A 14115-nucleotide genomic window follows, 5' to 3' on the forward strand; every position below is an offset into this window, starting at 1 on the left:
GTGGGACCGGTTCACTCCCGCGTACACCAGTGTCCGTCCCAGCGCGCTGCTGTCCGATCTTCCCGAAGCACGCACCGCCCTCACCACCACCACGGAGTCTTTCGCCGGCGATGCGGCCGGTTCGGAACTGCGTGACCGGCTCGGCCCCTTGTCCGCCGCCGAGCGCCAACGAGCCCTGCTGGAGCTGGTTCTGGACCGCGCCGCTCAGGTGCTCGGCCATGCGGGCGGCGGGTCGGTTGAGGCCACGCGGTCCTTCCGCGATCTGGGCTTCGATTCCCTCACGGCCGTCGAACTGCGCAACCGGATCGCCGCCGAGACCGGCCTCAAGCTGCCCAGCACCCTGGTCTTCGACCACCCGACGCCCACGGCCCTCGCGCAGCTGCTGCGCGGGAAGTTGTTCGCCGAGGACATCGACCGCGGGGCGGACGCCCTGCTGTCCGTCCCGTCCCCGGCGTCCACGACGGACGACCCGATCGTCATCGTCGGCATGGCCTGCCGTCTTCCCGGACGTGTCACAGGTCCCGACGACCTGTGGCGACTGGTCACCGAAGGCACCGACGCGATCTCCGACTTCCCCACCGACCGCGGCTGGGACCTCGACGCCCTCCACGGTTCCGCCGACGGTGACGGCCGGGGCGGTCGCAGTCACACCCGCGCGGGGGGATTCCTCTACGACGCCGCACAGTTCGACCCCGCGTTCTTCGGCATCTCGCCCCGCGAGGCTCTCGCCGTCGACCCGCAGCAGCGGCTGCTGCTGGAGACCTCCTGGGAGGCCCTGGAGCACGCGGCGATCAGGCCGGACACGCTGCAGGGGAGTCGTACGGGCGTATTCGTCGGTGCCGGCAGCTCCGGATACGGCGCCGGGCTGCGAGAGGTGCCCGAGGGGCTCGGCGGGCAGCTGCTGACGGGTGTCGCGGGCAGCGTCGTCTCCGGCCGTGTCGCGTACACCTTCGGCTTCGAGGGACCCGCGATGACAGTGGACACCGCCTGTTCGTCCTCCCTGGTGGCCCTGCACCTGGCGGGGCAGGCACTGCGGTCGGCCGAGTGCGATCTGGCGTTGGTCGGCGGCGTGACCGTGCTGGCCGATCCGGGCGCGTTCGTCGAGTTCAGCTCACAGGGCGGTCTGGCGGCCGATGGTCGGTGCAAGGCGTTCTCCGACGATGCGGATGGGACGGGCTGGGCGGAGGGTGTGGGGGTGCTGGTCGTCGAGCGGCTTTCCGATGCGCGTCGTCACGGGCATCCGGTGCTGGCGGTGGTGGCGGGTTCGGCGGTCAATCAGGACGGTGCGAGCAACGGGCTGACCGCGCCCAACGGGCCCTCGCAGCAGCGCGTGATCCGGCAGGCCCTCGCCGGGGCGGGACTTGCCCCGGCCGACGTGGACGCCGTGGAGGGACACGGCACCGGTACGACGCTGGGCGACCCGATCGAGGCGCAGGCCCTTCTGGACACCTACGGCCAGGACCGCGAACGGCCCCTGCTGCTCGGCTCGTTGAAGTCCAACATCGGTCACACCCAGGCCGCGGCCGGCGTGGCGGGTGTCATCAAGATGGTGCTGGCCATGAACCACGGCCTGCTGCCGCGCACCCTGCACGTGGAGCGGCCGTCGTCCCACGTCGACTGGTCGGCCGGGGACATCGGGCTGCTGACGGACAACACCGAGTGGCCCCAGGTCGAAGGGCGTCCGCGCCGGGCCGGAGTGTCGGCGTTCGGCGTGTCCGGCACCAACGCGCACATCGTCCTGGAGCAGGCGCTCCCGGCCGGGTCCCCGCTGGAGGAGTTCGCGCCGGGGCAGCGGATTGCGGAAGCGTCTGTCTCCGGGGAGCCGTTGGCGAGCGCGTCACCGGCCGGGCCCCGGTCCGGTGCCGGGAACGACGCCGTGCCCGAGCCCTCACCGCTGCCCTGGGTTGTCTCGGGCCGCAGCCGTGCCGCGCTGAGTGCCCAGGCCGAGCGGCTGGCCGCCTTCGTCTCGGGGCGTCCCGAGGCAACGGCGCCCGAGGTCGCCGCGTCCCTCATCCGTTCCCGCTCGGTGTTCGAGCACCGGGCTGTGGTGTGGGGCGCCGATCGCGAGGAGTCGCTGCGTACGCTCCGTGCGGTCGCGGCCGGTGAGCAGGCCGACGGGGCCGTCATCGGCTCCGCGCTCGAGGACGGTCGTACGGCGTTCCTGTTCGCGGGCCAGGGATCCCAACGACTCGGCATGGGACGGGAGTTGTACGAGGAGTACCCGGCCTTCGCGGATGCCTTCGACGCCGTGTGCGCTCACGTGGATGCCGAACTTCCGCGTCCGCTGCGCGAAGTGGTCTTCGGCGAGGATTCCGAGCTGCTGAACCGTACGGAGTTCGCGCAGCCTGCGCTGTTCGCGCTCGAAGTGGCCCTGTTCCGGCTGTTGGAGTCGTGGGGTGTGCGGCCGGATGTGCTGATCGGGCACTCCATCGGCGAGTTGGCGGCGGCGCATGTGGCGGGCGTGTGGTCACTGGAGGACGCCTGCCGTCTGGTGGCGGCGCGTGGCCGGTTGATGCAGGCGCTGCCCGAGGGCGGGGCGATGGTCTCGCTCCAGGCGTCCGAGGAGGACGTACTGCCGCTGCTGGAGGGACGCGAGGCAGAGGCCGGCGTCGCAGCCGTCAACGGACCGCTGTCCGTGGTCGTTTCGGGCGTCGAGGAAGCGGTGAGCGAGATCGCCGCCGCCGCCGAGGCCCTGGGCAGGCGGACCCGGAGGCTGCGGGTCAGCCATGCGTTCCACTCCCCGCTGATGGAACCGATGCTCGACGACTTCCGCGCCGTCGCCGAGAGCATCGCCTACGCGGAGCCGCGCATCCCCATCGTCTCCGACGCCACCGGCGCTGCCGCCACCGCCGAGGAGTTGGCCTCGCCCGAGTACTGGGTGCGGCACGTCCGGGGCGCGGTCCGCTTCGCGGAGGGCGTCCGCACCCTGGCCGACCGACACGTCACCCGCTTCCTGGAGCTGGGACCCGACGGCACCCTGACGGCCCTCGCCCAGTCGTGCCTGCCCACGGTGGACGGGCTGCAGGTGCCCGTTCTGAGGGACGACCGTCCCGAGTCGCGGACCGTGCTGTCGGCCGTGTCCGCTCTCTTCACCCGGGGCGTCGACGTGGACTGGGCGGCGGCTCTGCCGTCACTGCTCGGCGCACGGAGGATCGCCCTGCCCACGTACGCCTTCCAGCGCAGGCGCTACTGGCTCGAGGTGCCTGCCGGGACCGGCGACGCCACCGCGCTGGGCCTCGCCCCCACCGACCATCCGCTCCTCGCCGCCGCAGTACCGGTCGCGGGCAGCGGCACGGTCGTGCTGACCGGTCGGCTGTCGCTGCGCTCGCACCCATGGCTGGCGGACCACCGGCTGTCGGGGGCCGCCGTCGTACCCAGCACCGCGTTCCTGGAACTCGCGGTCCACGCGGGCGACCAGGTGGGTTGTGCCGAGGTGCTCGAACTCACCCTGGAGGCGCCGCTGACGGTGCCGGAACACGGCGCGGTCCGGCTCCAGGTTCGGATCGAGGAACCGGACGCGCGCGGCACCCGCGCCCTGGCCGTGTACTCCCGCCCCGACGATGCCCGGTCCCACGACGCTCGCTCCCAGGCCACGCGATCCGACGATGCCCGGTCCCACGACGTACGCTCCGCCGATGCTCCGTGGACCCGTCACGCCGGCGGCCTGCTCGTGCCCGGCGACGCCAGGGACGCGCAACTGGGCGCCGACGCGGGGCAGGACGCCGACTTCGCCGTCTGGCCGCCGACCGGCGCCGAACCGGTCGAGATCGGCGACCTGTACGAACGGCTGGCGGCCGACGCCGGCCTGGAGTACGGCCCCGCGTTCCGCGCGCTGACCGGAGTTTGGCGGCGCGGCGGCGACGTCTACGCCGAGGTCGCGCTCGGTGAGGAGACGCGCGAGCAGGCGCGGAGGTTCGGGATCCACCCGGCACTGCTGGACGCGGCGCTGCATCCGCTGGGACTCGGCCTGCCGGAGGGGCTGGGCGAGGGCCAACTGCTGTTCGCCTGGCAGCGCGCCATGCTCCTCGCCGACGGGGCCGGCACGCTGCGCGTCCGGCTGACGCGGTGCGCCGAGGACGCGGTGACGCTCCTGGCAGCCGACGCCTCAGGGCAACCCGTCCTCGTCATCGAGTCGCTGCGACTGCGCCCCGCCTCCGGCGGACAGGCACCGGCGGCCGACGCCGCACGCGCTGAGGCCCGTACGGACACCGCGCCCGCCGAGGACCGTACGGACAACGCACCTGCGACGGACCGTACGGGCACCGAGCCCGCCGCGGACCGTACGGACGTCGCCACAGGGGACCGCACCGCCCCCGCAGCCGACGACTCCACGGACGCCGCCCGTCCCGCCGCCCCACCGCGGCCGGTGCGCCGTCGCGCCGCCGATTCCGCCGACGCGGCCGAGGGCGCGGGCCTGCTGGGCAGGCTCGCCGGCCGGTCCCCGGCCGAACGGCAGCGGGTGCTGCTCGACCTCGTGCGCCGCAAGGTGGCCGCCGTCCTGGACTACGTCGACGTCGAAGAGGTGGAGCCCTCCCGCGTCTTCAAGGATCTGGGCTTCGCCTCGATCACCGCGGTGGAGCTGCGCAACCGGCTCAGCGCCGACATCGGCGTCCTGCTGCCGGCCACCCTGGTCTTCGACCACCCGACGCCGCTCGTGCTCGCCGCGCATCTCGACGAGGAGCTGTTCGGGACCCGGCCCGACTCCGCCGTGCCGACCGCCTCCCGTGCCCGCCTCGACGACGATCCCATCGTCGTGGTCGGCATGGCCTGCCGCTACCCGGGCGGCATCACCGGCCCCGAGGAGCTGTGGGACCTGGTGGCGAACCGGGGCGACGGCATCTCCCCGTTCCCCGCCGACCGCGGCTGGGACCTCGCGGGACTCTACGACCCGGACCCGGACCACCCGGGCACCTGCTACGCCCGCGAGGGCGGATTCCTGCACAACGCCGGCCACTTCGACCCCGGGTTCTTCGGCATCTCCCCGCGCGAAGCCGTCGCCATGGACCCGCAGCAGCGGCTGCTGCTGGAGACCTCGTGGGAGGCGCTCGAGCGGGCAGGCATCGACCCGGCGTCCCAGCGCGGCAGCCTCACCGGTGTCTTCGCCGGCGTCACCTACCAGGACTACGTCGGCATCCTCGGCGCCGCCAAGGACAGCTTCGAGGGCTACATCGGCACCGGCAACTCGCCCAGCGTCCTGTCCGGTCGCATCGCCTACGCCCTGGGGCTGGAGGGCCCGGCCCTGTCCGTCGACACCGCCTGCTCGTCCTCGCTGGTGGCGCTTCACCTCGGAGTGCAGGCGCTGCGGCAGGGCGAGTGCGACCTGGCGCTGGCGGGCGGTGTCACCGTCATGTCGACTCCGGGCTCCCTCATCGAGTTCAGCCGGCAGCGGGCGCTCGCCGAGGACGGGCGCTGCAAGCCGTTCTCCGCGGACGCCGACGGAGCGAGCTGGGCCGAGGGCGTCGGCATGGTCGTCCTGGAACGGCTGTCCGACGCCCGGCACAACGGCCATCCCGTCCTCGCGGTCATTCAGGGCAGCGCCCTCAACCAGGACGGTGCCTCCAACGGACTGACCGCCCCCAACGGCCCCTCGCAGCAGCGGGTCATCCGCGCAGCGCTGGCCGGGGGCGGCCTGACCCCCGCGGACGTCGACGCCGTCGAGGCGCACGGCACCGGCACCACGCTGGGCGACCCCATCGAGGCGCAGGCCCTGATCGCCGTCTACGGCCAGGACCGTCCGGAGGACCGGCCGCTGTGGCTGGGCTCGTTGAAGTCCAACATCGGCCATTCCCAGGCGGCAGCCGGTGTCGGCGGTGTCATCAAGATGGTCATGGCCCTCCGCAACGGCGAACTCCCCGCCACCCTCCACGCCGAGACCCCCACCGACGAGGTCGACTGGTCCGCGGGCACCGTGCGGCTGCTCAACGAGCCTGTGGCATGGCCCGAGTCCGGCCGTCCGCGCCGCGCCGGCGTCTCCTCGTTCGGCATGAGCGGCACCAACGCGCACGTCATCATCGAGCAGGCCCCGGCTGACGCCGCGTCGCACGCCGCCGCAGGACCGCATGACGACGCCGCGTCGCACGATGCCGCCGACACCCCGCGGGACACCCACTCCGCCCAGGACGATGAGCGCGACCAGCAGGACCAGCACAGTCAGCCCGATGCCCGCCCCGCGCTGCCCCTGGTGCCCGCCGCCCTGTCCGCCCGCACCTCCGACGGGCTGCGCGCCCAGGCAGGTCGGCTGCTCGCCCACCTCCGTGCCCATCCCGAAGCCGGAGTCGCCGACTTGGGGTTGTCCCTGGCCACCACCCGTACGGCGTTCGAGCAGCGGGCGGTCGTGCTCGCCGCCGACCGCGACGGTTTGGAGCGCGGGCTCCGTGATCTGGCCGAGGACACCATGGTCAGCGACGTCGTCCGCGGCGTCGACCGGCGCGGCACCGGGCCCGTGCTGGTCTTCCCCGGCCAGGGCGCCCAGTGGGTCGGCATGGGTCGCGAACTCCTCGACACCGCACCGGAGTTCGCCCGTCGCATCGCCGAGTGCGAGCAGGCCCTCGCCCCGTACGTGGACTGGTCGCTGACCTCCGCCCTGCGCGGCGGACCGGACGCCCCCGACCTCGAGCGGGTGGACGTCGTACAGCCCGTCCTGTGGGCCGTGATGGTCTCCCTCGCCCATCTGTGGCGTTCGTACGGCGTCGAGCCCGCCGCCGTTGTCGGCCACAGCCAGGGCGAGATCGCCGCGGCCGTCGTCGCCGGGGCCCTGTCGATCGAGGACGGCGCCCGTGTCGCCGCCCTGCGCTCCAAGGCCATCACCGCCATCGCGGGTGACGGCGGCATGATGTCGGTCCCGCTCCCGGCCGACGAGGTGCGTATCCGCCTGGAGCCGTACGGCGACCGGCTCGCCGTGGCCGCCGTCAACGGCCCCTCTTCGTCCGTCGTCTCCGGCTCCGCCGACGACCTGGACCGGCTGTTCACCGAATTGACCGGCGACGGCGTCCAGGCCCGGAAGGTCGCGGTGGACTACGGCAGCCACTCCGGCCACGTCGAACCCATCCGGCATCAGGTCCTCGACGCTCTCTCCGAACTCCGGCCCCTGCCCCCCGAGATACCCTTCCGTTCCTCGGTGACCGGCGACTGGCTGGACGACGACACCGTCCCCGACGCCGCCTACTGGTACACCAACCTGCGCGAGACCGTCCGCTTCGAGGACGCGATCCGCGGTCTGCTCGCCGCCGGCCACCGCGCCTTCATCGAGGTCGGACCGCACCCCGTCGTCGCGTTCGGCCTCCGCGAGACCATCGAGGACGCCGCCGTCGACGCCGCCGTGCTCGGCACCCTCCGACGCGACCAGGGCGGCCTGGACCGTTTCCTGACCTCCCTCGCCGAGGCCCATGCCCAGGGCGTCGCCGTCGACTGGCGGAGTGTCTTCGCCGGCACCGGCGCCCGGCGCGTCGACCTGCCCACGTACGCCTTCCAACGGCTGCTCTTCTGGCCGGAGTTGCGGGGCCAGGAGGACGGACCCGAGGACGGCGGAGCCGTCACCGACGAGGTGGAGGGCCGCTTCTGGCGGACCGTGGAGGACGAAGACCTCGAAAGTCTCACCGCCGCCCTCGACCTCGGTGGTGACACCCCTCTGCGCGACGTGCTGCCCGCGCTCTCCGCCTGGCGGCGCAACAGCAAGGAGCAGTCCACCGTCGACGGTTGGCGGTACACCGTCGCCTGGACCCCGCTCACCCAGGACACCGCTGCCGCGCCCCCGGCCGGGACCTGGCTCCTCGTCGTCCCCGCCGCAGGGCACGCTCTGGCGGACGCCACCAGGCAGGCCCTCGGTGCTCATGGCGTCACCGTCCGGGTCGTACCCGTCGACGGCGGCGGCCCCGAGGTCGACCGCGAGGGCCTGGCCGCGCTGCTGACCGCCGCGCTCGCCGGTACGGACACCCGCACCGGTACGGACACCCGCACCGGTACGGACACCGGCACCGGTACGGACACCGGCGTACGTCCCGCCCTCGAACCCGCCGACCTCGGTGGCGTGCTGTCGTTCCTCGCCCTCGACGAGGACCCGCACCCCGAACACCCGTCGGTCCCTGCCGGGCTCGCCGGCACCCTCACACTCCTCCAGGCCCTCGGGGACCTCGGCGTCACCGCACCCCTGTGGTGCGCCACCCGCGGTGCCGTCGCCGTCACCGGCTCGGAGACCGTCCTCAGCGCTCCGCAGGCGCTCGTCTGGGGCCTGGGCCGGGTTGCCGCCCTGGAGCACTCCGACCGCTGGGGCGGCCTGGTCGATCTGCCCGCCGTCCTCGACCGCCGGGCGGGCGACCGGCTGTGCGCCCTGCTCGCCCGGCCCGACGGAGAGGACCAGACCGCCGTACGCGCCTCCGGTACCTACGGTCGCCGTCTGCAGCGCGCCCCGCTCGCCGGCGCCACCCCGCCCGACGAGAGCTGGCGCCCCCGCGGAACCGTCCTGATCACCGGCGGAACCGGCGCGGTCGGCGGGCACATATCCCGCTGGCTCGCCTCCCTCGGCGCCGAACACCTGCTGCTCACCAGCCGCCGGGGAGCCGACGCGCCCGGCGCGGCCGAACTGACGGCGGAGCTGACCGAACTGGGCGCCGGGCGCGTCACCCTCGCCGCGTGCGATGTCGCCGACCGCGACGCCCTGCGCGAACTCCTCGGCTCCATCCCCGAGGAGCAGCCGCTCGACGCCGTGCTCCACATCGCCGGAACCCTCGACGACGGCGTCATCGACGGCCTCGAACCCGGACGCATGGACCCGGTGCTGGCCACCAAGGCCACCGCCGCCGTGAACCTCCACGAACTGACGGCCGGACTCGACCTGTCCGCGTTCGTGCTCTTCTCCTCGACCTCCGGCACCATCAGCGGCCCCGGCCTCGGCAACTACGCGCCCGGCAACGCCTTCCTGGACGCCCTCGCCCAGCAGCGCCGATCCCTCGGCCTGCCCGCCACCGCCGTCGCCTGGGGCCACTGGGCCGACGGCGGCATGGGCGACGGCGCGGTCGGTGAACGCCTGCGCCGCTACGGCGTCTACGACATGCCGCCCGAACTGGCCTGCCAGGCCCTCCAGCAGGCACTCGACCACGGTGAGACCTACCTCGCCGTGACCGACATCGGCTGGGATCGCTTCGCACCCGCCTTCACCGGCTCCCGCCCCAGCGCCCTGCTGCGCGATCTGCCCGACGCCCGGCGCGTCCTCGACCCCGCCCACGGCACGGCCTCCGGAGGGACCACCGGCGACGTCTTCGGCGGCGACGGTGCGGAGGGCGACCGGCCCGCGCTCCACCGCCACTTGGCCGGCCTGGCCGGCGCCGAACGCGCCGACGCCGTGCTCGACGTCGTACGCGGCTACGTGGCCACCGTCCTCGGCTACCCCGGACCGCAGGCCGTCGAGCCGACCAGTGCCTTCAGCGACCTCGGCTTCGACTCGCTGAGTGCCGTCGAACTCCGCAACGGCATGAACAAGATCACCGGGCTGCGGCTGCCGGCGACCCTGGTCTTCGACTACCCCAACTGCGCCGAGCTTTCCCGAATGCTCCTCGGCGAACTGGGCGAAGCGTCCGACGACGGCGACGGCCTGCCCGCCATGGCCGGGCCCACTTCCGCGTTCGCAGCCGTGGCCGACGACCCGATCGTCATCACCGCGATGAGCTGCCGCTTCCCCGGCGGGGCGGACACCCCCGAGGCCTACTGGCGGCTGCTCGCCGACGGCGCCGACGCCATCGCCCCGTTCCCGGGCGACCGCGGCTGGGACGTCGACAACCTCTACCACCCCGACCCCGACAACCCCGGCACCTGCACCGCCCGCGAAGGCGGATTCCTGCGGAACATGGCCGAGTTCGACCCCGCCTTCTTCGGTGTCTCCCCGCGTGAGGCGCTCGCGATGGACCCCCAGCACCGGCTGCTGCTGGAGCTCGCGTGGGAGGCGTTCGAGCGGGCCGGGATCGACCCGATGTCGCTGCGCGGCTCCCGCACCGGAGTCTTCGCCGGCACCAACGGCAACGACTACACCCCGCTCCTCGTCGCATCCGGCGAGGACGTCGGCGGCCACCTCGGGACCGGCAACGCGGCGAGCATCGTGTCCGGCCGCGTGTCGTACACGCTGGGCCTGGAGGGCCCCGCCATGACCGTGGACACGGCCTGCTCGGCCGCCCTGGTGGCGTTGCACCTGGCGGTGCAGGCGTTGCGCAGTGGTGAGTGTGATCTGGCGTTGGCCGGTGGTGTGACGGTGATGTCGACGCCGGGGTTGTTCCTGGACTTCAGCCGTCAGCGGGGGTTGGCGTCGGACGGTCGGTGCAAGGCGTTCTCGGATGCGGCGGACGGGGCCGGGTTCTCCGAGGGTGCGGGTCTGGTGCTGGTCGAGCGGCTCTCCGACGCGCAGGCTGCCGGACGTCCGGTCCTGGCGGTCGTACGCGGCAGCGCCGTCAACCAGGACGGTGCGTCGAATGGTCTGACGGCGCCGAACGGTCCTTCGCAGCAGCGGGTGATCCGTCAGGCGCTGGCCGGTGCCGGTCTGAAGCCGGCGGATGTGGACGCGGTCGAGGCGCACGGCACCGGCACCTCGCTGGGAGACCCGATCGAGGCCCAGGCGGTCCTGGCGACCTACGGCCAGGACCGTGAACGCCCGCTCCTGCTGGGTTCGGTGAAGTCGAACATCGGTCACACCCAGGCCGCCGCCGGTATCGCCGGCGTGATCAAGATGGTGCTGGCCCTGCAACAGGGCATGCTGCCCCGAACCCTGCACGCGGACGAGCCGTCGTCCCACGTGGACTGGTCGGCCGGTGCGGTCGACCTGCTGACGGACAGCGCCGATTGGCCACGGGCCGAGGGACGGACGCGCCGCGCCGGTGTGTCGTCGTTCGGCCTCAGCGGCACCAACGCGCATGTGGTGCTGGAGGAGGCGCCGGGTCGGGAGGCGGTGGTCCCGGAGGAGTCGGTGGTTCCGGGTGCGTCGGTCGAGGGTGCTGTGGTGCCGTGGGTGGTGTCGGGGCGTTCGGCTGCTGCGTTGCGGGCGCAGGCGGGGCGGTTGTCGGAGTACGTGACAGGCGATGCGGCGCTCGGCGCTGTGGAGGTCGCCGGGTCTTTGGTGCGGTCGCGGTCGCTGTTCGAGCATCGGGCGGTGGTGTGGGGTTCGGACCGTGGGGAGTTGCTGCGGGGGCTGGAGGCCGTCGCTTCCGGTGAGGAGGCGGCGAACGCGGCGACCGGCACGGCCCGTCGCGATGTGCGGACGGCGTTCCTGTTCGCGGGGCAGGGTGCGCAACGGCTGGGCATGGGCCGGGAGTTGTACGAGACGTACCCCGCCTTCGCGGACGCCTTCGACGCGGCCTGCGCCCATCTCGACACCGAACTTCCCCTGTCCCTCCGCGAGGTGGTGTTCGGTGACGACGCGGAGCGGCTGAATCGTACGGAGTTCGCGCAGCCTGCGTTGTTCGCGCTTGAGGTGGCGCTGTTCCGGCTGCTGGAGTCGTGGGGCGTGCGGCCGGATGTTCTCACCGGTCACTCCATCGGTGAGATCGCCGCCGCGCATGTGGCCGGTGTGTGGTCGCTCGCGGACGCCTGCCGACTCGTGGCCGCACGCGGCCGGTTGATGCAGGCGCTGCCATCCGGCGGCGCGATGGTCGCGCTCCAGGCATCCGAGGAGGAGGTGCTGCCCCTGGTGAACGACCGGGTCGGTCTTGCCGCCGTCAACGGTCCGCAAGCGGTCGTCATCGCCGGTGCCGCCGATGCCGTCGAGGAGCTTGCCGCACACTTCCGGGCCCAGGACCGCAAGGCCACGGCCCTGCGGGTGAGCCACGCCTTCCACTCGCCGCTGATGGAGCCGATGCTCGCCGACTTCCGGGAGGTCGCGGAGAGCCTGTCCTACGCGCGGCCGAAGCTGCCTCTGGTGTCCACGGTCTCCGGTGAGGCGGCAACCGAGGACGCGTTGATGTCGCCGGACTACTGGGTGCAGCACGTCCGCCGCACTGTCCGTTACGCCGACGCCATCGGTACCCTCGCCGATCAAGGCGTGGGCCGCTGCCTCGAACTCGGCCCCGACGGAACCCTCACCGCCCTCGCACAGACAGCCATGGACGACTCCGGGGCAGCCGTACTCGTACCGGCGCTCCGCAAGGACCGGCCCGAGGGGACGAGCGTCCTCGCTGCGCTCGCCGCCCTGTTCGTCCACGGTGCCGACACCGACTGGCGGCGGACGATCAACGACAGCGACCCGGCCACGTCCGTGAACCTGCCGACGTACGCCTTCCAGCGCCGCCGGTACTGGCCGAACCTCACCGGCGTCACCCTGGGAGACCTCGGCTCGGCGGGGGTCGGCTCGGCCGAGCACCCGCTGCTGGGCGCCTCCGTGCGGGTGGCCGGCAGCGACGAGGCGCTGTTCACCGGGCGCCTCTCGCTCAGGACGCACCCCTGGCTGCGCGACCACGCCGTGACCGGCACGGTCCTTTTCCCGGGCACCGGATTCCTCGAACTCGCCCTGTGCGCCGCGGGACAGCTCGGCTACGACCGGGTCGAGGAACTGACCATCGCCGCCCCGCTGGTCGTGCCCGAGCGCGCCGGGCGCCTGGTGCAGGTCAGGGCCGGTGCACCCGACGAGACGGACGCACGGACGGTGGAGGTGTACTCCCGTGCCGAGGACGCCCTCGACACCGATCCGTGGACGCTCAACGCAAGCGGCTCGCTCGCCGCCGGCCCGCAGCCCGACGGCACCGCGGCCCCCGACCTGTCCGCATGGCCACCGCCGAACGCCGAGGCCGTCCCCATGGAGGGCTTCTACGACCGCTTCGCCGAGGCCGGATTCGCCTACGGGCCGGTGTTCCAGGGGCTGCGCGCCGTCTGGCGGCGCGGCGACGAGGTGTTCGCCGAGGTCGGGCTCCCCGACGACCACGAACGGCTGGCCGGCGACTTCGGCGTCCACCCGGCGCTGCTGGACTCGGCGCTGCACGCGATGATGTTCGTGTCGCTGGCGGATGCCGGGCAGGGACGGCTGCCGTTCTCCTGGAGCGGAGTGTCGCTGCGCGCGTCCGGTGCGCGGGCGCTGCGCGTACGGATGGTGCAGGCCGGTCCGGAAGCGGTCGCCCTGCACCTCGCCGACCCGACGGGCGGCCCGGTCGCGTCCGTCGAGTCGCTGCTGCTGCGCCAGGTCTCCGGCGATCTTGCCGCCGGCGCCGAAGCCGACGGCCATCGGGACGGCCTCTTCCAGCTGGACTGGACGAAGGTGTCACCGCCGGAGCAGGAAGCCTCCGGGAACGGCGCGTTGGCGGTCGTCGGGGAGATGGATCTCATACCCGGCGTACCGACGTACCCGGCCCTGGCCGAGCTTCCCTCCGAGGTCCCCGCGAGTGTCCTGTTCGCCGCGGGCCCCGGTCTGAGTAGTGGGGCCGATCCATCGGAGGCCGCTCGCGCCGCCACCGGTCGCGCGCTGGAGGCCGTACGAGCCTGGCTGGCCGACGAGCGGTTCGAGGAGTCCCGTCTGGTCTTCGTCACGGAGGGGGCGGTCACGCTCGACGAGACGGTTCCGGATCCCGCCCTGGCAGCGATCTGGGGACTCGTGCGGGGGGCGCGCGCCGAGGCCCCGGACCGGTTCGCGCTGGTCGACACGGACGGCTCGGACGCGTCGCGCGCCGCAATCGCCCAGGCCCTGGCATCCGGCGAGCCGGAGATCGCGCTCCGGGACGGCGTCCCCCATGCGCCGCGCCTCGGCCGTGTCCCGGCAGGCGGCCAACTCCCGCTCCCGGCGGACGAGTCGGCCTGGCACCTGGACAGCCGGGATAAGGGCACCCTGGAGGGTCTGGCCCTGATCCCCTTCCCGGAGGCGGAGGCCGAGTTGGGGGAGGGGCAGGTCCGTATTGCGGTGCGGGCGGCGGGTGTCAACTTCCGCGATGTGCTCAACGCCCTCGGGATGTACCCGGGCGAGGCGGGCCTGCTCGGCGGCGAAGGTTCGGGAGTGGTGACCGAGGTCGGCCCGGGCGTGACCGGGCTGGCTGTGGGGGACCGGGTGATGGGCATGTTCCCCGGGTCCTTCGGTCCGGTTGCGGTGGCGGATGTGCGGACGGTGGTGCGGGTTCCGTCGGGTTGGTCGTTCGCGGAGGCGGCGTCGGTGCCGATCGT

Annotated in this window: 1 protein-coding gene; it reads left to right on the forward strand. The window is 73.3% G+C overall.

All coding sequences use genetic code 11. The features are described from left to right. The coding region (locus ACGFNH_RS32610; RefSeq protein WP_393659995.1) for a type I polyketide synthase at positions 1-14115 on the forward strand (14115 nt) is incomplete at both ends.

The sequence above is a fragment of the Streptomyces sp. NPDC048639 genome, assembly GCF_043199075.1.
Lineage (GTDB): Bacteria > Actinomycetota > Actinomycetes > Streptomycetales > Streptomycetaceae > Streptomyces.